This is a genomic window from Martelella sp. UBA3392, assembly GCF_002358775.1.
GTDB classification, from domain to species: Bacteria; Pseudomonadota; Alphaproteobacteria; order Rhizobiales; family Rhizobiaceae; genus Martelella; species Martelella mediterranea.
Map to the genome: position 1 here is coordinate 18,627 of NZ_DEPM01000174.1, position 22,496 is coordinate 41,122.

Below are 22,496 nucleotides of genomic sequence, written 5' to 3' on the forward strand. Positions count from 1 at the left end.
CATCAAGGTCGAGCCGATCGAGAAGGGCGACGAGACGCGCGGCTTCCCGCCGTTCAAGGACGGGATGAGCCACTATTACATCGCCCTCAACCGCTCCAAGAAAAGCGTCGCCCTAGACCTGAAAACGCCGGAGGGAGCGAAGATCGCCCGTGAATTGTCGGCCAAAAGCGATATCGTTCTGGAAAACTTCCGGCCCGGCGTGATGGATCGTCTCGGCCTCGGCTATGAGAGCCTGAAGGCGGAAAACCCGGGCCTGATCTATTGTTCCATTTCGGGCTTCGGCGCCGAAAGTCCGCATCGCGACAGGCCCGCCTTCGATATTGTGGCGCAGGCGCTTTCCGGCGTGATGAGCGTCAACCGCGAACCGGGCCAGCCGCCGAACAAGCTCGGTCTACCGCTCGGCGACATGGCGGGCAGTATTTTCTCCGTCTTCGGCATTCTCGCCGCCTTGCACGAACGCGATGTGAAAGGGCATGGTCGGCATGTCGAAGTGGCCATGCTCGACAGCCTGATCGCGATGCAGGGCTATCTCTCTCAGATCTATTTCCTGACCGGCGAAAGTCCGAAGCCGGTTGGCACGCAGCATCAAAGCATCGTGCCCTATGGCTCGTTTCCGACATCGGATGGCTATGTCATCGTCGCCTGCCTGACCGAGCGCTTCTGGCACAACTTCGCCCGCTGTCTCGGACGCGAAGACCTGATTAAGGATCCGCGCTTTGCCCTTTACCAGTCTCGACTTGAAAACCGCGCTCTTCTCGAGCCGATCATCAATGAACGGATGATGAAGAACGACACGGCCTACTGGCTGGCAAAACTGTCAGAGTTCGACGTGCCCAACGCGCCGATTCTTTCAATCGGAGAGGCGCTGGAGCAGGAACATGTGAAGGCGAACGAACTTATCGAGACGGTTCACCATCCCGAAATCGGCGACCTCCGCATCGTTCGCGGACCGATCCGGTTTGACGGCAGCGGCTCCGGCCCCGCAGACGCGCCTTCGCAGCTCGGAGAGGATACGCAGACCGTGCTGATGGAAACCCTCGGTTATACGCGCGAACAGGTCGATGACTTGATCACCGGCGCTGCCATCGGGGCGCCTATACGACGCTGTACCCAGGATGGCTAATGCGTAAAAGGGAAGACCCGTGAGGAACGCGGGCTGCCGCCCCTAAGGTTGTGACTGTCTATGGGAGCCAGCCGGCAACAGATCGAGGTCTCTGCCCGCCCGAGTGCAGCACCGGCCCGCCTTCCCATTCCCACTCTTGCCGTTTCCCTGCCTCGGCGGCCCCGGTTGAGGGCCCGCCCTTCATGGTCCGATTCAGGGCTGGCGGACGGACCATAAATTGAGTAAAGGTATTACTCTGTAGTAAGGTAACTGGATTGGAGGATCGAATGACGATGGCCGATGTCTTTCTGCTTGGCGCGGCACGCACGCCCATGGGCGGTTTTCAGGGGACGCTTGCCCATCTCTCCGCCACGGAACTGGGTGCCGCCGCGATAAAGGCTGCATTGGATCGCAGCGGGACTGACGCCGGAGACATCGACGAGGTTCTCATGGGCAATGTCCTGCCTGCAGGCCTCGGTCAGGCGCCGGCGCGGCAGGCGGCGGTGGGGGCCGGCCTGCCGTTTGCGACGCCGTGCACCACGGTCTCCAAGGTCTGTGGCTCGGGCATGAAGGCCACAATGTTGGCGCGCGATCTCCTCGTTGCCGGCAGCGCCGATATTGTGGTCGCGGGCGGCATGGAAAGCATGACGAATGCCCCCTATTTGCTGGATAGGGCGCGCGCGGGCTATCGCATCGGACATGGCAAGGTCATCGACCACATGTTTCTCGACGGTCTGGAAGACGCCTACGACAAGGGCCGCTCCATGGGTACCTTCGCCGAGGAGTGCGCCGAGGCCTACCAGTTCAGCCGCGAGGCGCAGGACGCCTTCGCCCTCGAGAGCCTGGCGCGCGCCAGCCGCGCGATCGCTGACGGCGATTTCGTCGACGAGATCGTCGCCGTTGACGGCGTAACCACGGACGAGCAGCCCGGCCGGGCGAAACCCGAGAAGATACCGAAACTGCGGCCGGCCTTCCGCGAGGGCGGAACGGTGACGGCGGCGACCTCATCGTCGATCTCCGACGGCGCGGCGGCGCTGGTTCTGGCCGGCGCCCAGGCGGTCGAGGCGCGAGGCCTCGCGCCCATCGCCCGCCTCGTCGCGCAGGCGAGCCATGCCCAGGAGCCAAATCTCTTCACCACCGCCCCGGTCTCCGCCATTCGCAAGGTGCTGGACAAGGCCGGCTGGAGCGTTGGCGATGTCGACCTTTTCGAGGTGAACGAGGCTTTCGCCGTGGTCACCATGGCCGCGATGCGCGATCTCGATATCCCGCATGACAGGATGAACGTGAATGGCGGGGCCTGCGCGCTCGGCCACCCGATCGGCTGTTCGGGCGCGCGGATCATCGTGACGCTGCTTGCGGCCCTTCGCGCACGGGGGCTGAAACGGGGCGTCGCCGCGCTCTGCATCGGCGGCGGCGAGGCCACCGCCGTTGCCGTCGAACTTGTGTGAGGAATTGGCATGCTGCTGAACGAAGACCAACGCATGATCGAGGACATGGCGCGCCGCTTCGCGCGCGAGCGGCTTCTGCCCAATACGGCGGAATGGGACCGCACCGCGCATTTCCCCCGCGACGTGATCCGTGAGATGGGCGAACTCGGCCTCATGGGCATGACGGTGCCGGAGGAATATGGCGGCGCGATGCTCGATGCCGTCAGCTATGCCGTGGCGCTGGAGGAAATCGCCGCCGGCGACGGGGCGCTGTCGACGATCATGTCGGTGCACAACTCGGTCGGCTGTACGCCGATCGTGAAGTTCGGCACGGAGGAGCAGAAGCGCGCCTTTCTGCCAAAAATGGCAACCGGCGAGCATATCGGGGCATTCTGCCTGACCGAGCCGCATGCGGGCTCCGATGCCTCAGCACTCAACACCCGCGCGCGGCGGACGGATGCGGGCTATGTGCTGAGCGGCACCAAGCAGTTCATCACGTCAGGCGCAAACGGCGATATCGCCATCGTCTTCGCGGTGACCGATCCGGAGGCGGGAAAGCGCGGCATTTCCGCCTTCATCGTGCCCACCGATACCCCCAGCTACCGCGTGGCGGCGACCGAGAAGAAGCTTGGCCAGCGCCTCTCCGACACCTGCCAGATCGCCTTTGACGACATGGTCGTGCCCGCCGAGAACCTTCTGGGCGAAGAGGGGCAGGGATACCGCATCGCGCTTTCCAATCTCGAAGGCGGGCGGATCGGTATCGCCTCTCAATCCGTCGGCATGGCCCGCGCCGCGCTCGATCATGCCATCACCTATTCGCGGGAACGCAAAAGCATGGGCAAGCGGCTCTGCGAGCATCAGGCGGTTTCTTTCCGGCTCGCGGACATGGCGACTCGTATTGAGGCGGCCCGCCACCTTGTGCGCCACGCCGCCGCGATCCGGGAGACCGGCGCGCCGGCGCTGCAAGAGGCCTCGATGGCCAAGCTGTTTGCCTCGGAAATGGCCGAACGCGTGGTCTCCGACGCGATGCAGATCTTCGGCGGCTATGGCTATGTCGAGGATTATCCGGTCGAGAAGATCTATCGCGACGTGCGGGTGTGTCAGATCTACGAAGGCACCAGCGACATTCAGAAAATGGTGATCGGCCGGGCGCTGACAGCCTGACCGATCAACCGGAAAGGATCGCGCGCGGCCGATGCATATGCGGCCGCGCTTTGCGCCTCAGAGCGCCTCGAGCACGGTCACGTTGGCGATGCCGCCGCCCTCGCACATGGTCTGGAGACCGTAGCGCTTGCCGCGCCTGCGCAAGCCGTGGATCAGCGTCGTCATGAGCTTGGCGCCGGTGGCGCCCAGCGGATGGCCGAGCGCGATCGCGCCGCCATTGACGTTCATCCTGTCTGGGTCGGCGCCGGTATGCTTGAGCCAGGCCAGCGGAATGGAGGCAAAGGCCTCGTTGACCTCGAAGAGATCGATGTCGTCGATCCGCATCCCGGCCTTCTTCAGCGCGATGTCGGTGGCCCGCAGCGGCTCTTCCAGCATGATGATCGGATCGCCCGCCGTCACGCAAAGCGTGTGAATGCGGGCGAGCGGCGTCAAGTCGTGCGCCTTCAGCGCGCGCTCCGAGACCACCATGATGCCCGAGGCCCCGTCGCACATCTGGCTCGCCGTGGCGGCGGTGAGCAGGTTCTTTTCCGTGAGCGGCCGGACGCCGGCAATGCCCTCGAGCGTCACGTCGAAACGGATGCCCTCGTCGGTGTCGTGGGCAACGGCATCGCCGTTCTCGTCAACCCCGTCCAGCGGGATGATTTCGTCGGCGAAGGCGCCCGCGCGCGTCGCGGCGATTGCACGCTGGTGGCTCAGCAGCGCGAATGCGTCCATTGCCTCCTTGGTGAGGCCGTGCTTCTCGGCCACCATCTCGGCGCCGATGAATTGCGAGATATCACGCGTGCCGTAGCGCGCGACCACTTCGTCGGCATAAGGGCCAATCCCCAGCCCGGCATCTGCATAGAGCTTGACGGGCGAGCCCATGGGAACCCGCGTCATGCTCTCGACGCCCGCGGCGATCACGATATCCTGGGTGCCGGACATCACCGCCTGCGCGGCGAACTGCACCGCCTGCTGGGACGACCCGCATTGCCGGTCGATGGTCACCGCGGGAATGCTGTCGGGCAGCGAGGAGGCGAGAATCGCATTGCGGCCGACCTGGGTCGACTGTTCGCCGCCCTGGCTGACGCAGCCCATGATGACATCCTCGATCAGCGCCGGGTCTATCCCGGTCTGCGACACGAGGTCCTCCAGCACCACGGCGGCAAGGCGCGCCGGATGCCATTCCCTGAGCCGCCCCTTGCGGCGGCCGCCGGCGGTGCGCCGCGCGGCGACGATATAGGCTTCAGCCATGCCCTTCCTCCTCAGTTCTTCAAGGGTTTGCCGGTCTTGAGCATGTGCTCCATCCGGGCCGCGGTGGTTTCGGTGCGGGCAAGAGCGAGCAGCGCCGCGCGCTCTTCGGCCATCATGGCGACCTCGTCGATCGCGTCGGCGCTTTCGCCGCAGACCACGGCGGCAAGCGCGCGCGCAATCGCGATATCGGCTTCGCTCACCGTCCCAGAAAGGCCCGCGATCAGTCGATCGCCGGTAGCGGGACCGGGGCGGGCGACGCGGGCGCGCTTGGGCGGCGCGTATCCGGCCTCGGCGAGAGCGATCGCCCGCGCCTTCGCGGCATCGAGCAGCAGGCTGCGGGCCATGACATGCCGGTCGCCGGGGCGCAGAATACCCATGGCGCGTGCCTCCTCGGCCGAAGACGAGGGGCGTGCGGCGTGGATGGCGGCGAAGGTCCTGCGTGCCGCGCCATCGGCATCCAGCCCCAGCGCAAAGTTGCGCAGCGCAAGCTGGGTGCAGCCGCCCCAGCCCGGGATCAGGCCGACATTCACCTCGGGCAGGCCGGCGTTCAGTTCGGCATGGGCGACGATCGCATCGGCATGCAGGGCGAACTCGCAGCCGCCGCCCAGCGCATAGCCATGCATTGCCGCCACCACGGGCAGGTTCTGGTATTTCAGCGCGAGATAGAGCTCCTGGCCACGCCGGATATAACGCTCGAGCGCCGCGAAATCCCCCGCGCGCGTCATGCCGAGGATGAAGGTCAGGTCGGCGCCGACCGAGAAGGCGCGCGGATCGTCATTACCGATGACCAGCGCACGGAAGCGGCCCGGCGCCGCCTCAAGCGCCTGCTCCAGCGCGTCGAACACGGTCGGATGCAGGGCGTTCATCTTGGTGTGCACCTCGAAACAGCCGACGCCGTCGCCGATATCCCACAGGCTCGCCCCCTCGGTTGCAATCACCGGCGCGGTTGATTTCGCGTCGGAAAGGCCCGGACGCGCCACCACCGGCGCGGCAACGCGGCCGCCGGCAACCGACAGCGCAAGCCCGTCCCGATAGAACCCGCCCTCTTCCCGCGCCCGCTCGACCAGCGTCGGCACCTCGCCGAGAACCGCCTGCACCACTTCAGCGGTCCGCGAAGCGCCCACCCGGTCGGCGAGCGCGAACGGCCCCTGCCGCCAGCCATAGCCGAGCGCGATAGCGGCATCGATCGCCTCGACATCGCCGGCGATCTCGGCGCCGTTTTCGGCCGCATAGCAAAGCACATTGGCAAACACGGCACGGGCGTAATCGCCGAGTCGGCCCTCTGCCGAAAGCATTGCGCCAGCGTCGCGCCCGCCAGCCGGCAGGGAAGCAGAAGCCATCGGCTGAAGCGCGCGATATTCGTGGGTAGCGAGGTCCAGCGCCTCGAGCCCCGCATCGCCCTTGCGGTAGAAGCCGGCCCCCGACTTGCGGCCGAAACGCCCGGCGGCGATCAATGCAGTCATGGTGTCGTCAGCCGGCAGGTTGAAGCGATGCAGCCGGTCGGATGGCGGCAGCGCCGCCAGCAGGCTCGCCCAAACCTGGGGCACGAGATCAATGCCGACGAGATCGAACAGGCCGAAGACGCCGGTGCGCGGCACGCCGAAAGCGCCGTGAACGGCATCGGCCTCCTCGACGGTCAGTCCCATCCGCACCGCCTCGATTGCGGCGGCGGCCATCCAGAAGCAGCCGATCCGGTTGGCGATGAAGCCCGGCGTGTCGCGGCAATCGACGACGGTCTTGCCGAGCACCGCCTGGGCCGCGGCGCGCAGCCGCGCTGTGATGGCGGGATCGGTTTCCGGCGTCGTCACGAGCTCGAACAATTGCATCACGCGCGGCGGATTAAAGAAATGGCTGATGACGAAATCGCGGGTGAAGCTGGCCGGCAATCCGCCGATCAGTTCGGCATGCGGAATGGTCGAGGTGTTTGACGACACGATGGCCCCCGGACGGCGCACCTGCTCTATTTTGTGGTAGAGCGCCCGCTTCAGGTCCAGCCGCTCGACGATCGCCTCAATGATCCAGTCGCAATCGGCCAGGCGATCGAGATGGTCCTCGACATTGCCCGCCCGCACCAGCGCGGGACCGGCCTCACCCATGAAGCCGCGCGTCTTGATCTGCCGCGCGATCCCCGCCTCGACCGGCCCGTTGCGGTTATCCTCGCCCGCAATGTCGAGCAGCTCGACGGGAATGCCCGCATTGGCGAATTGCGCCGCGATGCCTGCGCCCATGCTGCCCGCGCCGATGACGGCCGCCCGGCGGATGCCGGTCTCGGCGGCATAAAGCGCGACGGGGTGGTCCTGTGTGTCCAAAGCCATGTCAGCCTGCCGTAAAGTTCGGTTTGCGTTTGTTGAAGAAGGCCTCCAGCGCCTCGTCGAAATCCGGTTCCGCCGCCGAGGCGGCGAAGGCTTCGCGTTCGGCATCGAGGTGGGCGGCATAATCGGCGCGCGGTCTGCGGATCAGATCCCTGATCCGCGCCATTGCGCCTGCAGGGCCGGCTGCAAGCCGCGCGGCCAGTTGGTCCGTTTCCGCCGCGAGCGCCTCATCGGCGACGACGCGGTTCACGAGCCCCAGCCGCAGCGCTTCGTCCGCGCCGATGGTGGGCGAAAGCAGCATCAGTTCCAGCGCCTTGCGCGGCCCCACCAGTTGCGGAAGGGCCCAGGTGATGCCGCAGTCGCCGGGCCCGGCGACCCGCACATAGGCCGTGGAGAAGGATGCGGACTGCCCCGCCAGACACAGGTCGGCGGCAAGCGCGACGCTCATCCCCGCGCCCGCCGCAACGCCGTTGACCGCGGCGATTGAGACCGCCCGGCATTCAGCCAAGAGCGCCAGTCCCTCGTGAATCGGTGAAATCAGCTCATGGGCAAAGCCGCTCCGGTCCTCGGCCCTGCGAAAGCTCGCGAGGTCGCCGCCGGCCATGAAGGCGCGGCCAACCCCGGTGAGCACGACAACCCGCAAACCGGGTTCGGCCACAAGCGCGCGGACGCCATCGCGAAACGCGACCGCCGTCGCCACATCCACCGCGTTCATGGCCTCGGGACGGTTGAAGGTGATGCGCCCGATCCCGCCCGCAAAGGTGACCTCGACCGGCGCGTCGCTCACGACGCATCCTCCAGGAAAGGATCGCGCGCCGCCTGGCGCATCGCCTCGCGATATTCCGCAACCAGCGCGTCGGCGAGTTCGGCGGCGGGTCGCACATCATGGATGGCGCCGACGCCCTGGCCCGCCGACCAGACATTTTTCCAGGCCCTCGCCTCGTTGCGCATGTCGAGTTCCTGATGCTCCGGCAGGTTGTCCGGATCGAGCCCGGCGGCAACCACGGAAGGCCTCAGGAAATTCGCGTGGACCCCGGAAATGTTCTTGGTGTACAGCACGTCGGCGGCGCTTGAAGAGACCATCATCTGCTTTTGCGCATCGCTGACCATGGCTTCGTTCGTGGCCATGAAGCGCGTACCCATATAGGCGAAATCCGCCCCCATCATCCGCGCGGCGGCGACATCGCGGCCGTTGCTGATCGCGCCCGCGAGCGCGACGATGCCATCGAAGAACGACCGGATCTCGCCGACCAGCGCGAACGGGCTCATCAGCCCGGCATGCCCGCCGGCGCCGGCGGCGACCGCGACGATCCCGTCCACCCCGGCCTCCACCGCCTTTTCGGCGTGGCGGGTGCGGATCACGTCATGCATGATGATCCCGCCATAGGAATGAACCGCATCCACCACATCCGGCACGGCGCCGAGCGAGGTGATGACCAGCGGCACCTTGTGCTTCACCACCACTTCGAGGTCGGCCGCAAGGCGGGGATTGGTCTTGTGCACGATCAGGTTGACGCCATAGACCGCCGCGCGCCCGGCGGCGGCACGGCGCTCCTCGATCATGGTGAGCCAGTCGGAAAACCCCTCGACGGTTCTCTGGTTCAAGGCCGGAAACGTGCCGATGAGGCCCTTGCCGCAACAGGCCGAGACGAGGTCGGGGCCCGACGTCAGGAACATCGGCGATACGATGACGGGCGCGCGAAGCCCCGCCGCGATCTTTTCGGGAACAGGCAGTTTGATATCCTCCTCAGGCTTCGAGACCGGCCAGCAGCGTTGCCACCACGCCATCCACCACGTCCCTGGCGGGCATGGCGCCGTCGGGATCGTACCAGCGGCCGATCCAGTTCAGCGCTCCCGTGATGGTAAAGGTGATCATGCGCGCATCCGTGCCCTTGATCGACCCGTCGTCGATCCCCTCCTGCACCAGCGCGCGCATGGTGAGATCGATCTCGCGCTTGAGCGCGCGAAAGGTCGCGCGGCTTTCATCGGAAAGCTCAAAATCGCCGGTGCGCGTGATGATCCGGCCGAAATCCTGGGTCATGATCATACCGTAGCGGCGCATCACCTGCGCCAGCCGCCACAGGCCGGGTCCGCGCTCTCCAGACGCCTCGACGGCGGCCTCACTGAGAGCCTCGAGGCCCCGGCGCACGCAGGCGAACAGGACTTCGTCCTTGTTCTTGAAATAGTGATAGATCGTCGGCTTGGTGACGTTGAGCTCGGCCGCGACATCGTCCATCGAGGTGGCGACGAACCCGCGCGCGTTGAAATGACGCACGGCGGTTTCAAGCACGGCCTCGCGCTTGCGCTTTTGAATGCTCGCCCTGTCCTTGAGGCTCCCCCACGGGGACGGGTTTGGTCGATCCTGCGCGCTCATGGCTCTCCAACCTTGCTCGGAACCTATGGTTACTCTTGAGTATAGTCGTCGTCAATCCCAAAATGCCCTGATTGCCGCCCTTCCCGACCCTCCTTTCTGCGAAGGTATCGTGAGCAGGAATATTCTTGTCAGAAACAGTCTTACTCTATAGTAATATTTCCTGGATTATGGCCGAAAAGGGAGGGTCGCATATGGAAATCCAGGGACAATCGGCAATCGTGACCGGGGGCGGCTCCGGGCTCGGCGCGGCGACGGCGCGGATGCTGGCCGATGGCGGGGCCAGGGTGGCGCTTCTCGACTTCAACATCGAAGCGGCGGAGCAGCACGCGGCAACCATTGGCGGGCTCGCGCTGCGTTGCGACGTATCGGATGGCGCCTCGGTCGAGGCTGCGTTCAACGCCGCCATAGCAACCCACGGCGCGCCTCGCATTCTGGTGAACTGCGCCGGCATCGCCCCGGCACAGAAGATCGTTTCGAGCAAGGGCACGATGCCGCTCGATGCCTTCGTCAGGGCGATCAACGTGAACCTGATCGGCACCTTCGCCACCCTGCGCATGCTGTTTGACGCAGCCGCCGGCGAGGCCCCGCTTGAGACCGGGGAACGCGCGGTCGTGGTCAACACCGCGTCGATCGCGGCCTATGAGGGCCAGATCGGCCAGACCGCCTATGCTGCCTCGAAAGGCGGGGTGGTGGGGTTGACGCTGCCCGCCGCGCGCGAGGGCGCATCACTCGGCATTCGCGTCTGCACCATCGCGCCCGGTATCTTCGAGACGGCGATGCTGAAGAGCCTGCCACAGGCGGCGCAGGACAGTCTGGGGCAGTCTGTTCCCTTCCCCTCGCGGCTCGGCCAGCCGGAGGAATATGCAAGGCTCGCGCGCTTCATTATCGAAAATCCGATGCTGAACGGCGAGGTCATCCGCCTCGACGGCGCGCTGCGGATGGGCCCGAAATAGGCTGGCCGGACCGGGCGAGAGCCCGGCCCTTCACGGGCAGGGCTGCGATGCCCCTCAGAGTTTCTCGATCAGTTCGGGAACGGCGGTAAAGAGATCCGCGCACAGGCCGTAATCGGCGACCTGAAAGATCGGCGCTTCCTCATCCTTGTTGATCGCGACGATGATCTTCGAATCCTTCATGCCCGCAAGGTGCTGGATCGCGCCCGAGATGCCGGCGGCAAGGTAGAGATCGGGCGCCACGATCTTGCCGGTCTGGCCCACCTGGAGATCGTTCGGGGCAAATCCGGAATCGACGGCGGCGCGCGAAGCGCCAACGGCCGCGCCGAGCTTGTCCGCCAGCCTGCCGACCAGGGCGAAATTCTCCTCGGAGCCAAGGCCGCGGCCGCCCGAGACCACGATACCGGCCGAGGCCAGTTCCGGACGGTCGCTTTTGGCGACCTCATCGCTGGCCCAGGACGAGAGTTCGGAAGCTGCCGGCGCGCTGACAGCAGAGACCGCCGCCGAACCGCCCTCGCCTGCCGGATCGAAGGCGGCGGTGCGGATCGTCATCACCTTCTTTCCGTCCCTGGACCGCACGGTCTGGATCGCGTTTCCCGCATAAACGGGACGCTCGAACGTGTCGGCGTCGACGATGCGGGAAACGTCCGGGATCACCATCACGTCCAGCAGCGCCGCCACGCGCGGCATGATGTTCTTCGCATCGCTGGTGGATGGCGCAACGATGTGGGTGAAATCGCCGGCGAGCGACACGATCAGGTCGGCGACAGGCTCGGCCAGGCGATGAGCGAAGCTTTCGCCCTCAGCCACGATGACGCTCGTCACGCCGGCAATCCCCGCCGCCGCCTTGCCCGCTACGCCATCAGTGCAGAGCACAGTAACGTCTCCGAGCCGCTTTACCGCATTCACCGCCCTTGCGGTCGCGCCAACGTCCAGTTTGCCGTCTTTCACTTCCGCAACAACAAGAACAGCCATCAGATAACCCCCGTTTCCTTGAGTTTCGCCACCAGTTCATCGACATTGGCGACCCTTATGCCCGCCGAACGCGCGGCCGGCTCCGCCGTCTTCACAATCTCGAGCCGCGGCGTGACATCGACGCCGTAATCGGCGGCGGTCTTCTCCGTAAGCGGCTTCTTCTTGGCTTTCATGATGTTGGGCAGGGAGGCGTAACGCGGCTCGTTCAGCCGCAGGTCCGCGGTGACGATCGCCGGCAGCCTGACCTCGACGACCTGAAGTCCGCCATCGACCTCACGCGTGACCCTGGCGGCAGCGCCGTCGAGTTCAAGTTTCGAGGCGAAGGTCGCCTGGCCCCAGCCGAGCAGCGCCGCCAGCATCTGGCCGGTCGCATTCATGTCGTTGTCGATCGCCTGCTTGCCGGCGATGACCAGCATGGGCTGTTCTTCGTCGATCACGCCCTTCAGGATCTTGGCCACCGCCAGCGGCTCGATGTCCGTGTTCACGTCATCGGCGGCCACGACCAGTATCGCCCTATCCGCCCCCATGGCGAGCGCCGTGCGCAGGGTTTCCTGCGCCTGCTTCACGCCGACGGAGACCGCAACGACTTGCTCGGCTTGCCCAGCTTCCTTGAGACGGATCGCCTCTTCCAGGGCAATTTCGTCGAACGGATTCATCGACATCTTGACATTGGCAAGATCAACGCCCGACCCATCGGCTTTCACCCTGGCCTTGACGTTATAGTCGATCACGCGCTTCACGGGCACGACGACTTTCATGGCATTTCCTCATTCGTTTCCGGTGGATTGAAATTCAGTTCGAGCAGCACGCCTGCGCCGAAAGGGCAGGCAAGCATGAAGGCGGGAGATGACCTTCGGTGTCACCGCCGCCGCGGCTTGCCCGAATGCGTCCAGTCCGGCGTCTTGACGACGCGTTCGGCCGTCAGCGCTTCCTCGGACAGATATTTCGTGGTCGTCCAGCCGCCATCCACTGCCAGCACCTGGCCGTTGATCCAGCCGGAGGCGGGCGAGGACAGGAAATACACCGCCTCGGCGACATCCTCGGCCCGGCCCATGCGATTGTGAGGCGTCATGTCGCGGTTCATCCTGAGGAAGCCCTCATCTTCCAGCCGGTGATTGGTCATCGGCGTCGGGATCACGCCTGGCGCGACCGAATTGGTGCGAACGCCGGACGATCCGTACTGTGCGGCCAGATGCCGGGTCAGCCCGTCGAGCCCGGTCTTGGCGGCGCTGTAGGCCCCCCCGCGCAGCCCGCCGAGAATGGCATAGGTGGACGAGATGTTGACGATCGTGGCCTCGTCGCCGAAGGCCTTCAGCGCCTCGCGGCACAGACGGAACGGCGCGCGCAGCATCAGGCCCAGGAAATAGTCGAGGGTCTCGTCATCCGTTTCGTGGACCGGTTTCGGGCTTCCGATCCCCGCATTGTTGACCAGATGGTCGAGCCGGCCGAACCGGTCGAGCGCGGTCGCCACCGCCTTTTGCGGCGCATCATCCGCCATCACATCGAGCGAAACGGTTGCGAGCCGCTCGCCGTATTCGGCGCAGGCTGCTTCGAGTTCCCCAAGCTTTTCGGCGCTGCGGCCGACGCCGACGACGGCGCACCCGTCTTGAAGAAAGCGGCGGGCCGTCGCAAGTCCGATGCCGCTTGATGCACCGGTAATCAAGGCTACACGCATGAAGTCCTCCCTAAGCTCTGGAAAATGCCGCCAGCGGGGCCGGCAGGTCGAGAAGCGGCTGCCCCTCCCCGAGGCGGCAAAGAATATGGGCCTGTTTCACGAAACGATGGGCATCCGCCTCATCCGAGAAACCGATGCCGCCGTGAATCTGAACGCAGAGCGAGGCGTTGGCGAGCGCGGTTTTCGGGGCCAGTCGCCTGAGCGCCGCCACCTGGAAAGCCGCGTCCTCGCGCCCGTCCGAAAGCGCGAGCGCGGCCATGTCCAGTAGCGCGGAGATACGCTCGGTCCCGACCGCCATATTGGCGCAATGGTGCTTGATGGCCTGAAAACTGCCGATCACGCTGCCGAACTGGCGTCTGATCCCGGCATAGTCGACCGCCATGTCGCGGGCGGCCTCGGCTACGCCCAGGAGCTGTGCGCTGACCAAGAGTGACGACAACAGGAGAAGCCTGGCCTCGTCGGTTTCCGCGATCGCCTGACCGTCATTCGTGGGCATGCGCGCGATGGAAAGGTCGTGCCCCAGTCCCGGCTCCGGCGCGGCGTCGGCGATCTGGACGAGTTCAAGACGAGCCTGCCCGAACACCAGCGCCAGCCCAGCTTCCTCCGGATCGATCAACAGATAGCCGTTGCCGCTGCGCACGGCCGGCGCGACCGCCGTCTCACCCGCTGCGATCGCCGCCATCAGCGCATCGTCTCCGCTGGACGCGGCAAGCCGCACGGCAAGTGCTGCGGCAAGGCTGCGGGGCGTAAGCAGGTGCCGCCCGAGGAGGACATGCACCAGCGCCTCCTCGACGATCCCGAACCCCGCCCCGCCCTGCTCTTCCGGCAGTCCAAGCAGAAAAGCGCCGAAACCGGACGCTTCGGCAAGGTTGTCCGAAGCGCCTTCGCGCAGTCGCGCGAGCGGATAGCTGCCGGCGAGCATGGCTTCAGCGGCATCAAGGATCTGGCGCTGGTCAGCGTTCCGGTTCAGGTCATAGCTCATACGCGCTTCTCCCGGGGCAGGCCAAGCAGGCGTTCCGCGATAATGTTGCGCTGGATTTCGGCCGTGCCGCCGGCAATGGTCTCGCTGAAGGATTCCAGATAGAGATGGCTCCAGTCGCTGTCGGCCAGCGCCTCGGCGCCGAGGCATTCCATCGCGGTCTCGCTGATTTCCCGCGCCAGTTCGGCAAACCGCAGCCGCATGAGCGAACCCTCCGACGGATTGGCCTGATCACGAAACAGGGTGCGATAGGTGATCGCCCGAAGCGCAGCGGCCTCGGCGCGAAGGTCGGCAAGCCGCTCGGCCATGGCGCTGCCGGGCTTCGGTGCGGCCATCGCGATCAGGTCCTCCACCCGGACTGAAAGATCGAGTTGCATGCCCATGGCCGCCGTCTTCCGCTCGAATCCCAGAGTGGTCATCGCGGTCGCCCAGCCATTGTGCAGACCGCCGACCACGCTGGAAAGCGGGATGCGCACATCGTCATAAAACACTTCCGCGAAATGCACCGTTCCCGCCATGTTGCGAATCGGGCGCACGGTGATGCCGGGGCTTTTCATGTCGCAGATCACCCAGGACAGGCCCTTGTGCCGCTTCGACCCCGGTTCAGTGCGGATCAGCAGTTCCTGATAGTCGGCGATATCGGCGAAGCTGGTCCAGATCTTCTGGCCGTTCACGACGAGATCGTCGCCATCCACGACCCCGGTCGTCGACAGCGATGCGAGATCGGAGCCAGCATTGGGCTCGGAAAAACCCTGACACCAGATCGAGCGACCTTCCAGGATCTGCGGCAGATGAAACGCCTTCTGCTCTTCCGTGCCGCAGGCAATCAGCGTCGGCCCGGCATGGTTGAGCGCGACAAAGGTGCAGTCATGCACCGAGGGCGCGCGGGCGCGGACATATTCCTCGTACCAGATCACCAGCTTGTCGGGACCAAGCCCCCGCCCGCCATAGTCCGCCGGCCAACCGATCCCCGACCAGCCGCCGGAATGGCATGTCGCGACCCAGTCCAGCGCAAATTCGCGCGAGGCCGCGCCATCGCGCGGGGCCGGGCCCGCTGGCACATTTTCGGAAAGCCAGGCGCGCGCCGCCGCGCGGAAACTGATATGATCTTCGGAATCCTTCAGGTGCATTTCATCCTCACGTGATCCATCCTCCGTTCACGCTGACATCGGTACCGGTCATGTAGCTTGCGCCGTCGGATGCGACAAAGGCGACTACACGCGCGATCTCCGCCGGCTCCGCCCATCGTTTCATAGCCACATTTTCCATCTGGCGCGCCATCTGCGCCGGATCGACATCGCGTGCGATGGCCGTGTCGGTGATCCCCGGCGAGACCGCATTCACGCGGATGCCATGGGGCGCCAGCGCCCGCGCCAGGCTCTTGGTCAGGCCGACCACGGCGGCCTTGCTTGTGCCGTAGCTGATCAACGGGCTGCCGATCGTCGCCGCCAGCGAGGCGACGTTGACGATCACGCCGCCGCCGCGCACGGCCATGCCCCGCGCCAGATATTGCGACAGAACGAACGGCGCGCGAACATTGACCGCCATGGCCCGGTCGAAATCGGCAAGCGTCGTGTCGAACACGCCGCGCTTTTCATAAAGCCCGGCGCAGTTCACCAGACAGGCCACCGGCCCGTCGCGGTCGAGTTCCGGCAGCAGACGCTGGAGCGCATCCATGTCCGTCAGATCACAGGCGAGGAACCGATCCGAGGAAGGCCAGTCCTTCGGGGTCGCGCCCTGGCCGAGCCCGATGATCCGGTCGCCCCCGGCCCGGAGCGCCCCGCAAATCGCACGGCCGATGCCTCCCGCACAGCCGGTTACGACGCTAGTCCGCATGTCGCCCTCTCTCTTAAAATCCACATTATGGAACGATACCTGAAAGCGCTCATCTCGTTTTCTTTCACGCTAGTGAATGATTTCATGGTTTTCAACATATTCCGCCACTTGACACCAAAAATCTTTCAAATCATTGTTCCCGCAATACGGAACGTTTGCCGTTCGAGGACGACGGGAGGAAGCTTTGGATTTTGATTGGAGCGACGACAATCGCCGCTACCGGGCACGTGTCCGCGATTTTCTTGAAAAGGAACTCCCGGCGGAATGGCCGGAGATCGCCCGGCATGGCCCGGGTTCCAAGGAACAGACCGAATTCAGTCTCGACTTTTGCCCGAAGCTGGCCGAGGCGGGATTTCTCGTGCCGCATTGGCCCGAAGCGCTTGGCGGCGCGAACGGCACCGCATGGGAACACCTGATTCTCGGCGAGGAAATGTGGGCGGTTGGCGAGCCGCGCGGCGGACAGTACATGAATGTCAACTGGATCGGCCCGACGCTGATGCGTTACGGCAGCGAGGCGCAGAAGGACCGCTATCTGCCGCCGATGGCGGCGGGCAAGGCGATCTGGTGCCAGGGTTTTTCCGAGCCCAATGCCGGATCCGACCTCGCTTCGCTGCGCACGCGCGCGGAACGGGATGGCGACCACTATGTGATCAACGGCACGAAGATCTGGACCTCCTATGCCAGCCTTGCCGAAACCTGTTTCCTGCTGGTGCGCACCGGGCCGCTTTCAGCGGGGAAATCCGCGATCGCGATCCTGCTCGTTCCGATGGATACGCCAGGCATCGAGGTGCGCGCGATCCCGAGCCTTGTCGGACATGGCGACATCCACGAGGTGTTCTTCACCGACGTGCGCGTGCCGGTTTCAACGCGGCTCGGCGAGGAAGGCCAGGCCTGGGAAATCATCAACTATTCGCTGACCAACGAACGGGTCGGCATTCCACGCTACGCGATGTCTTCGCGGGTGCTCGGCCATATCGTTGCCGACCTGAAGCGGCAGGACCGCTTCAACGACGGCGTGGTACGCATGAGGGCGGGCGAAGCCGCGGCGGCCTGCGAGGCGGCGCGGCTTCTGGTCTACCGGCTCGTGGACATGCGCGCGCGGGGACAAACGCCCGGGCCAGACGCCAGCCTTGCCCGCGTGGCGACGGTGGCGGCCGATAACGCAGTGCTCGATTTCGCGCTCGATTTCATGCCCGAATTCACCACCGGCAACGCCTATCCCGAATATCTGGCGCATCATGAACGGGCGATCGTCGCGGGCATCGCCTCGGGCGCGACAGAGATCCAGCTCAACCTGATTGCCCAGCGCCATCTTGAACTGCCGAGGGGGCCACGCTGATGTATTTCGAACCGAACGAAGACATGACCGCGCTCCTGTCCGGCCTTGAGCAGATCGCGCTTGGTGAGGGCACCGAATGGGAGCCCTCGGGCGACTGGAGCCGGCAGGTCTGGTCAAAAGCGCTGGACCGGACGCTGGATGAGAACGGCTATTATGATGCCGGCGCGGAGGAAAGCCTTGGCTCGATCGCCGCCGCCGCGATGATATGGCGGCTGTCGCGGCTGTCCGTTAATATCGAGGCCGCCGCCTCGGCCATGCTGCGGCCGGCGCTTGGCGAGGACCTGCCGCGCCCGATCGCGGTGATGACCGACCGACGCGGCGGCGCCGTGCGCTTCCTGCCGATGGCGAAGGCTGTGCTGCGCATCGATGACGATGGCGTCCATGCCGCCCTGCTATCCGATGGCGATGTGCGCGAACTGCCCACCATCAACGCCTATCCGATGGGCGAGATCGTGAACGAGGCGCTGGAATGGCGCCGCCTCGACGCCGATGCCGGGCGGATCCGCGACCTGTGGCGGATCGCCGTTGCCGCCGAACTGGCGGGCGCGATGCGGGGCGGGCTCGATGCCGTCATCGCTCACGTCAAGGACCGCGAACAGTTCGGCCGGCCGCTCGGAGCCTTCCAGGGCGTTCAGCACCGCCTCGCCATGGCCTCGGCGCGGCTCGAACCCGCCTACTGGCTGACGCTCAAGGCCGCGCAGGAGCTCGACAGTGCCGACGCCGCGATCGCGCTCGGCTATACGTCGTCAATTTCCACGCAGATCGTCTATGATCTCCACCAGTTCATGGGCGCGATGGGCCTGACGCTGGAACATCCGCTCCACCGCTGGACCTACCGGCTCCGCCACCTGCGCTCCGAACTGGGCGGCGCATCGACGAATTTGCAAATGGCCGCCGATCGGCTCTGGAGGAATGCATGACGAACCTGCCCGAATTCGAGGCCCTGCTGCTGGAGCGCAGGGGCCGCCGGCTGACGATTAGCTTCAACCGTCCCGATGTGCTCAACGCCTTCGGCCAGGTCATGCATCAGGAATTCGTCGAAGCCCTGCAATTCGCCGGGCGCGATCCGGGTTCCGACGTCATCGTGCTCACCGGCGCAGGGCGGGCGTTTTCCGCCGGCGGCGACCTCAACCGGATGGAAGAGCTGATCGCCAATCCCGCCGAATTCGACCGGGAGGCCGCCGACGCCAAGCGGATCGTGTTTTCGCTCCTCGACATCGAAAAACCGGTGATCGCGCGCGTCAATGGCGCAGCCGTCGGGCTCGGCGCAACCATCGCGCTGTTCTGCGACCTGATCTTCATCGACGAGAAGGCCAAGATCGGTGACCCCCATGTCAAGGTCGGTCTGGTCGCCGGCGATGGCGGCGCGATCATCTGGCCGCAACTCTTGGGCTTTCCGCGCGCCAAGGAATTCCTGATGACCGGGCGTCTCCTGACCGGGGCCGAGGCCGCAAACCTCGGGCTGGTGAACTACGCCCTGCCCGCCGAGGAGCTCGACGCGCGCGTCGATGAACTGTGCGAGGAGCTCCTTTCGGGCAATACCGAGGCAATCCGCTGGACCAAGGTGACGGTGAACCTCGAACTGAAGCGCATCGCCCACGCGCTGATGGACCCTGGCATCGCCTACGAATCCGTCTCCGTGCGCACCGAGGCGCATCGCCGCGCCGTTCACGAAATGAAGGCCCGGATAGCCGCCAAGGCCAAAGAATAGGCGCGGTTGCGACCAGAAAGGCAAGACATGAACGTTCTGGACAAAAGACTGGCCGAGCTGAAAGCGGCGGGACGGATCCTGCCGGCCGACGGCGAAAGCCTGGGGGCCATCGCGCTCGCCAAGGCCGAGGCCGATCCCGAACGGATCGTCGTGATCGACAGCGAACGCACGCTTTCTCGCGGCGAGATGGTGGATCTGGCGCTTCGGCTTGGCGGCGGATTGCTGGCGCGCGGCCTGCGGCCCGGCGACGCAATCGGCTTCCAGCTGCCCAATTGGTGGGAGGCCTGCGTCATCAACATGGCGGCGGCGCTGTTCGGTTTCCGGATCGTGCCGCTCATGACGATCTACCGCGCGGCAGAGCTGCGGCATATGCTGCCGACCTGCGGCATTCGCGCCGTGTTCATACCGGAAATGCTGGGCCGGACGGACTTTCCCGCGCTTCATGCCGGGCTGGACGGGCTCGATCACATGGTGCTCACGGTGCGCGCCGGCGAAGCATCGCCCGACAGTTTCGAGGCGCTGCTTGCGACGCCGCCCGCCGCGCCGCGCCTGCCCGATTTCAACGACATCAAGACGGTGTTCTTCACATCGGGCAGCACGGGCATGCCGAAAGCGGTGCTGCACAGCCATGCCTCGATGGACTCCTTCGTGCGCTCGACCAGCACGTTCTGGGGGATAACCGGGCAGGACCGGTTCTACATCCCCTCGCCCATCGGCCATATCGGCGGATCGATCTACGCCTTCGAGTTTCCGTGGATTTCGGATATCACCGCGATCCTGACGACGCGCTGGGACCCCGATCTGGCGGTTGCCGAAATCGATGCCCACGGCGCAACCTTCATGGCAGGCGCCACGCCGTTCCTCGTCAATCTCATCGCGGCTTCCGAGCGCGCCGATACCCGCCTGCCCAGCCTGCGCCGCTTCATCTGCGGCGGGGCGAGCGTTCCCCCGCAACTGATCCGGCGCGGGCTCGAGCGGTTTACCAACGCGGTGGTCTCGCGGGCTTACGGATCGAGCGAGGTCCCGGTCGCCTGTCCCGGCATCAGGACCCGCGCCGAGGCGGAGGCCTTCGCCGGGACCGATGGCGAGATCGAGGCCGAGATGCTGATCCTCGATCCCGAAGGCCGACCCGTCGCCGAAGGGGAAACCGGCGAAATCGCCGCCCGCGCACCGCGCATGCTGATCGGCTATCTCGACCCTGCCCATGAGGAGGGCAATTTCCGACCGGACGGCTATTTCATGATGGGCGATCTGGGTCGCCGGATCGAAGGACGTTTTCTGGAAATCACCGGACGGACCAAGGACATCATCATCCGCAAGGGCGAGAACCTCAGCCCGCTCGAAATCGAGAATGCGCTGATGCAGCATCCCGCCGTCCGGCAATGCGCGATCGTCGGCATACCGGACGAGGAACGTGGGGAGATGGTCGTGGCCTTCGTGGTGCCGCAGGCTGGCTACCATTTCGACTTCGCTATCATGGATGCGCATCTGACGGAATTCGGCCTTGCCCGCCAGAAATTTCCCGAACGGCTCCATGTCGTGGAGGAGTTGCCGACCACCGCGATCGGCAAGGTCAGGAAATCCGACCTGCGCGAGATCGCGATCGGCGAGGCCGATACGGTCGAAAGCTGAGGTGCGGCTCTCGTCCGGCTTGTGGCGGCGAAGCCGGGCGTCTAGAACATGGACCGATCCGCGCAACATGGAGGACCGAACCATTGTCACAGGAGGGAACACAGGCGATCCGCCGCGCCGTCGCGATACTGACGCGCATCGCCCGCGCGACCGAGGACGCTCCCGCCACGCTGAGCGCGATCGCCACGAGTTTCGACCTGCCGAAATCCACCGTGCACCGCATCCTCAAATCGCTGACCGACACCGATCTCGCCACCTACGACCCGGTCACGCGGCGTTATGGGATCGGACTTCTGTGCTACGAACTGGGGCTTGCGGTAACGGACCGGGTCGTCGATATCGCCGGGCTGCGCTCGCTGCCCGAACGGCTTGCCAGAAAGACCGGCATCACCGCCTATCTGATGCGGCGCTCCGGTCTCGAAGCGGTCTGCCTCGCCAAGGCGGAGGGCACGTCGGTGATCCGCGTCATGCCCGTGGATGTGGGGCAGCGACGATTGCTGGGCGCGGGTGCGGGCGCGACCGCGCTGCTTTCGGAACTCGGCGATGAGGATGTCGAGCGGGTGCTGGCCGCCATCAAGCCGGAACTCGGCCAGTATGCCGACCTTACGGTCGAGAACATCCGGGAGAACGTTGCGAAGGCCCGGGCCGCGGGTTATGCGATCAGCGACCGTCAGGTCTACTCCTCGACCTTCGGCCTCGGCATGTGCATCCCCGCAAGCGTTGGGCCGCCGGGCTTTGCCGTATCGCTTGCGGCCTATGGGCCAGACGCGACCCCGGAGAATGTGCGCGAATGGATCTCGGTCATGTCAAGCGAGATCGCACGGTTTCGCGACGAGCGGGCCTGACACAATGTCTTCGAGGGCGTCATGACCGGCTGGCATTTCAGGCGCGACGCGCTGGGCCGGGAAGTCGGCCCCTATTCCTGGACAATTGAGGCCTGCCGCATTGCCGCGCTCTGCGAGGCAATCGGCGAAAGCTCGGAGATTCACTTCGATGAGGAGGCCGCGCGCCGGGCCGGTTACGCCGGCATCGTGGCACCGCCGACCTTCGCCCATGTAATCGACGAGGAAACCGCCCGGCAGGCGCGGGAGCAGGGAAACCCTACCGTTCTGGACCTCATCGGCGCCGATCTGCGCTACATCGTGCACGGGTCCGAAACCTATGATCTGTTCGCACCGATGCTGGCCGGCGAAACCGTAACGATACGCCATCGGATCGACGGTTTCGAGCTGAAGAAGGGCGGCGCGCTCGACCTTGCGCGCGTCACCTCGCGGATCGGGCACCCCGAACGCGGACTTCTGACGACCGTGAGCCGCATTTATATCCACGTCCGGCCAGAGGGTTCGGCATGAACGGCGCGCCGACCGCGGCCCGTGTTGGCGATGCGCTGCCCGAAATTCGCTTCGGCCCGATCACCCGCGACCGGCTGGCGCGCTTCGCCAAGGCGTCGGGCGATCACAACCCGATCCACCTCGACAGTGATTTCGCCCGCGCCGCCGGCGCCGATGAGGTGTTCGGACACGGATTGCTGACGATGGGCGTCCTAACCCGGCTCGTCTCCGGCTGGTGCGGGCAGGCCGCGCTGCGCCAGCTTGACCTTCGCTTTCTCGCCAAAACCCCGTTGGGGACAGTGCTGGTGTGCACCGGAACCGTGACCGCCCGGCGTGACGATGCAGACGGAATCCGTCTCACCCTCGCGATCGCAGCCGCGCTCGAGGACGGCACATGCGTCCTTGCCGGAACCGCCCTTGTGGCGCTCCCGCAACCGGGCGAAAACGCCTGACGAC

The 22,496-nt window shown here is 65.5% G+C and carries 22 protein-coding genes; 11 read left to right on the top strand and 11 right to left on the bottom strand.

Annotation, left to right across the window (positions count from 1 at the left end):
- The 3 genes from B4E36_RS13285 to B4E36_RS13295 form a co-directional block, all read left to right on the top strand.
- A partial coding sequence (locus B4E36_RS13285) for a CoA transferase (protein WP_345900455.1) occupies window positions 1–1,123 on the top strand: 1,123 nt, incomplete at its 5' end.
- A gap of 266 nt (window positions 1,124–1,389) precedes the next feature.
- Window positions 1,390–2,550, top strand: coding sequence for an acetyl-CoA C-acyltransferase (locus tag B4E36_RS13290; RefSeq protein ID WP_292057687.1), 1,161 nt, complete (start codon window positions 1,390–1,392; stop codon window positions 2,548–2,550).
- 9 nt (window positions 2,551–2,559) lie between these two features.
- On the top strand, window positions 2,560–3,693 hold the full coding sequence (locus B4E36_RS13295; protein WP_292057686.1) for an acyl-CoA dehydrogenase family protein: 1,134 nt from the start codon (window positions 2,560–2,562) through the stop codon (window positions 3,691–3,693).
- Between the two features lie 57 nt (window positions 3,694–3,750).
- Here the strand turns inward: B4E36_RS13295 and B4E36_RS13300 are convergent, their stop codons facing one another.
- From B4E36_RS13300 to B4E36_RS13320, 5 genes are read right to left on the bottom strand one after another with little or no spacing between them, the layout of a single operon-like run.
- A complete protein-coding gene (locus B4E36_RS13300) occupies window positions 3,751–4,926 on the bottom strand; it encodes an acetyl-CoA C-acetyltransferase (protein WP_292057685.1) in 1,176 nt (391 codons plus the stop codon).
- A gap of 11 nt (window positions 4,927–4,937) precedes the next feature.
- A complete protein-coding gene (locus B4E36_RS13305; RefSeq protein WP_292057684.1) occupies window positions 4,938–7,241 on the bottom strand; it encodes a 3-hydroxyacyl-CoA dehydrogenase/enoyl-CoA hydratase family protein in 2,304 nt (767 codons plus the stop codon).
- 1 nt (window position 7,242) lies between these two features.
- Window positions 7,243–8,025, bottom strand: a complete 783-nt coding sequence (locus tag B4E36_RS13310) for an enoyl-CoA hydratase/isomerase family protein (protein ID WP_292057682.1) — start codon at window positions 8,023–8,025, stop codon at window positions 7,243–7,245.
- The gene (locus B4E36_RS13315; RefSeq protein WP_292057680.1) at window positions 8,022–9,026 is read right to left on the bottom strand and encodes an NAD(P)H-dependent flavin oxidoreductase; all 1,005 of its coding nucleotides are present in this window, start codon (window positions 9,024–9,026) and stop codon (window positions 8,022–8,024) included. The genes B4E36_RS13310 and B4E36_RS13315 overlap by 4 nt, the downstream gene beginning before the upstream one ends.
- Window positions 8,986–9,612 (bottom strand): TetR/AcrR family transcriptional regulator, encoded by a 627-nt coding sequence (locus B4E36_RS13320; RefSeq protein WP_292057678.1) that lies wholly within the window; start codon window positions 9,610–9,612, stop codon window positions 8,986–8,988. The genes B4E36_RS13315 and B4E36_RS13320 overlap by 41 nt, the downstream gene beginning before the upstream one ends.
- A gap of 191 nt (window positions 9,613–9,803) precedes the next feature.
- Between B4E36_RS13320 and B4E36_RS13325 the strand changes: the two genes are divergently transcribed.
- Window positions 9,804–10,565 (top strand): SDR family NAD(P)-dependent oxidoreductase, encoded by a 762-nt coding sequence (locus tag B4E36_RS13325; protein WP_292057675.1) that lies wholly within the window; start codon window positions 9,804–9,806, stop codon window positions 10,563–10,565.
- A 54-nt stretch (window positions 10,566–10,619) separates the two neighbouring features.
- Here B4E36_RS13325 and B4E36_RS13330 read toward each other — a convergent pair whose 3' ends face one another.
- The 6 genes from B4E36_RS13330 to B4E36_RS13355 form a co-directional block, all read right to left on the bottom strand.
- Complete coding sequence (locus tag B4E36_RS13330; RefSeq protein WP_292057673.1) at window positions 10,620–11,537, bottom strand: electron transfer flavoprotein subunit alpha/FixB family protein; 918 nt, start codon at window positions 11,535–11,537, stop codon at window positions 10,620–10,622.
- A complete protein-coding gene (locus tag B4E36_RS13335; RefSeq protein ID WP_292057672.1) occupies window positions 11,537–12,295 on the bottom strand; it encodes an electron transfer flavoprotein subunit beta/FixA family protein in 759 nt (252 codons plus the stop codon). The genes B4E36_RS13330 and B4E36_RS13335 overlap by 1 nt, the downstream gene beginning before the upstream one ends.
- A 101-nt stretch (window positions 12,296–12,396) precedes the next feature.
- Window positions 12,397–13,212, bottom strand: a complete 816-nt coding sequence (locus tag B4E36_RS13340; protein ID WP_292057670.1) for an SDR family NAD(P)-dependent oxidoreductase — start codon at window positions 13,210–13,212, stop codon at window positions 12,397–12,399.
- 10 nt (window positions 13,213–13,222) lie between these two features.
- Complete coding sequence (locus tag B4E36_RS13345) at window positions 13,223–14,194, bottom strand: acyl-CoA dehydrogenase family protein (RefSeq protein ID WP_292057668.1); 972 nt, start codon at window positions 14,192–14,194, stop codon at window positions 13,223–13,225.
- Complete coding sequence (locus tag B4E36_RS13350) at window positions 14,191–15,321, bottom strand: acyl-CoA dehydrogenase family protein (protein ID WP_292057666.1); 1,131 nt, start codon at window positions 15,319–15,321, stop codon at window positions 14,191–14,193. The genes B4E36_RS13345 and B4E36_RS13350 overlap by 4 nt, the downstream gene beginning before the upstream one ends.
- A 7-nt stretch (window positions 15,322–15,328) precedes the next feature.
- A complete protein-coding gene (locus B4E36_RS13355) occupies window positions 15,329–16,027 on the bottom strand; it encodes an SDR family NAD(P)-dependent oxidoreductase (RefSeq protein WP_292057665.1) in 699 nt (232 codons plus the stop codon).
- Window positions 16,028–16,211: 184 nt separating this feature from the next.
- Between B4E36_RS13355 and B4E36_RS13360 the strand changes: the two genes are divergently transcribed.
- The 7 genes from B4E36_RS13360 (at window position 16,212) to B4E36_RS13390 (ending at window position 22,492) form a co-directional block, all read left to right on the top strand.
- Window positions 16,212–17,366, top strand: a complete 1,155-nt coding sequence (locus B4E36_RS13360; protein ID WP_292057664.1) for an acyl-CoA dehydrogenase family protein — start codon at window positions 16,212–16,214, stop codon at window positions 17,364–17,366.
- A complete protein-coding gene (locus B4E36_RS13365; RefSeq protein WP_292057662.1) occupies window positions 17,366–18,286 on the top strand; it encodes an acyl-CoA dehydrogenase family protein in 921 nt (306 codons plus the stop codon). The genes B4E36_RS13360 and B4E36_RS13365 overlap by 1 nt, the downstream gene beginning before the upstream one ends.
- On the top strand, window positions 18,283–19,077 hold the full coding sequence (locus B4E36_RS13370; RefSeq protein WP_292057660.1) for an enoyl-CoA hydratase/isomerase family protein: 795 nt from the start codon (window positions 18,283–18,285) through the stop codon (window positions 19,075–19,077). The genes B4E36_RS13365 and B4E36_RS13370 overlap by 4 nt, the downstream gene beginning before the upstream one ends.
- 27 nt (window positions 19,078–19,104) lie before the next feature.
- Window positions 19,105–20,709, top strand: coding sequence for an AMP-binding protein (locus tag B4E36_RS13375; RefSeq protein WP_292057659.1), 1,605 nt, complete (start codon window positions 19,105–19,107; stop codon window positions 20,707–20,709).
- 83 nt (window positions 20,710–20,792) lie between these two features.
- On the top strand, window positions 20,793–21,554 hold the full coding sequence (locus tag B4E36_RS13380) for an IclR family transcriptional regulator (RefSeq protein WP_292057658.1): 762 nt from the start codon (window positions 20,793–20,795) through the stop codon (window positions 21,552–21,554).
- Window positions 21,555–21,575: 21 nt separating this feature from the next.
- On the top strand, window positions 21,576–22,061 hold the full coding sequence (locus B4E36_RS13385; protein WP_292057656.1) for an FAS1-like dehydratase domain-containing protein: 486 nt from the start codon (window positions 21,576–21,578) through the stop codon (window positions 22,059–22,061).
- A complete protein-coding gene (locus B4E36_RS13390) occupies window positions 22,058–22,492 on the top strand; it encodes a MaoC/PaaZ C-terminal domain-containing protein (RefSeq protein WP_292057654.1) in 435 nt (144 codons plus the stop codon). The genes B4E36_RS13385 and B4E36_RS13390 overlap by 4 nt, the downstream gene beginning before the upstream one ends.
- Window positions 22,493–22,496 lie beyond the last annotated feature (4 nt).

What these genes read in the sequence shown, in the direction of transcription:
- B4E36_RS13290 (WP_292057687.1), top strand. Translation starts at nt 1,390, where the DNA reads ATGACGATGGCCGATGTCTTTCTGCTTGGCGCGGCACGCACGCCCATG.
- B4E36_RS13295 (WP_292057686.1), top strand. Translation starts at nt 2,560, where the DNA reads ATGCTGCTGAACGAAGACCAACGCATGATCGAGGACATGGCGCGCCGC.
- B4E36_RS13300 (WP_292057685.1), bottom strand. Translation starts at nt 4,926, where the DNA reads ATGGCTGAAGCCTATATCGTCGCCGCGCGGCGCACCGCCGGCGGCCGC.
- B4E36_RS13305 (WP_292057684.1), bottom strand. Translation starts at nt 7,241, where the DNA reads ATGGCTTTGGACACACAGGACCACCCCGTCGCGCTTTATGCCGCCGAG.
- B4E36_RS13315 (WP_292057680.1), bottom strand. Translation starts at nt 9,026, where the DNA reads ATGGCGTGGTGGCAACGCTGCTGGCCGGTCTCGAAGCCTGAGGAGGAT.
- B4E36_RS13320 (WP_292057678.1), bottom strand. Translation starts at nt 9,612, where the DNA reads ATGAGCGCGCAGGATCGACCAAACCCGTCCCCGTGGGGGAGCCTCAAG.
- B4E36_RS13325 (WP_292057675.1), top strand. Translation starts at nt 9,804, where the DNA reads ATGGAAATCCAGGGACAATCGGCAATCGTGACCGGGGGCGGCTCCGGG.
- B4E36_RS13330 (WP_292057673.1), bottom strand. Translation starts at nt 11,537, where the DNA reads ATGGCTGTTCTTGTTGTTGCGGAAGTGAAAGACGGCAAACTGGACGTT.
- B4E36_RS13335 (WP_292057672.1), bottom strand. Translation starts at nt 12,295, where the DNA reads ATGAAAGTCGTCGTGCCCGTGAAGCGCGTGATCGACTATAACGTCAAG.
- B4E36_RS13340 (WP_292057670.1), bottom strand. Translation starts at nt 13,212, where the DNA reads ATGCGTGTAGCCTTGATTACCGGTGCATCAAGCGGCATCGGACTTGCG.
- B4E36_RS13345 (WP_292057668.1), bottom strand. Translation starts at nt 14,194, where the DNA reads ATGAGCTATGACCTGAACCGGAACGCTGACCAGCGCCAGATCCTTGAT.
- B4E36_RS13350 (WP_292057666.1), bottom strand. Translation starts at nt 15,321, where the DNA reads ATGCACCTGAAGGATTCCGAAGATCATATCAGTTTCCGCGCGGCGGCG.
- B4E36_RS13355 (WP_292057665.1), bottom strand. Translation starts at nt 16,027, where the DNA reads ATGCGGACTAGCGTCGTAACCGGCTGTGCGGGAGGCATCGGCCGTGCG.
- B4E36_RS13365 (WP_292057662.1), top strand. Translation starts at nt 17,366, where the DNA reads ATGTATTTCGAACCGAACGAAGACATGACCGCGCTCCTGTCCGGCCTT.
- B4E36_RS13370 (WP_292057660.1), top strand. Translation starts at nt 18,283, where the DNA reads ATGACGAACCTGCCCGAATTCGAGGCCCTGCTGCTGGAGCGCAGGGGC.
- B4E36_RS13375 (WP_292057659.1), top strand. Translation starts at nt 19,105, where the DNA reads ATGAACGTTCTGGACAAAAGACTGGCCGAGCTGAAAGCGGCGGGACGG.
- B4E36_RS13385 (WP_292057656.1), top strand. Translation starts at nt 21,576, where the DNA reads ATGACCGGCTGGCATTTCAGGCGCGACGCGCTGGGCCGGGAAGTCGGC.
- B4E36_RS13390 (WP_292057654.1), top strand. Translation starts at nt 22,058, where the DNA reads ATGAACGGCGCGCCGACCGCGGCCCGTGTTGGCGATGCGCTGCCCGAA.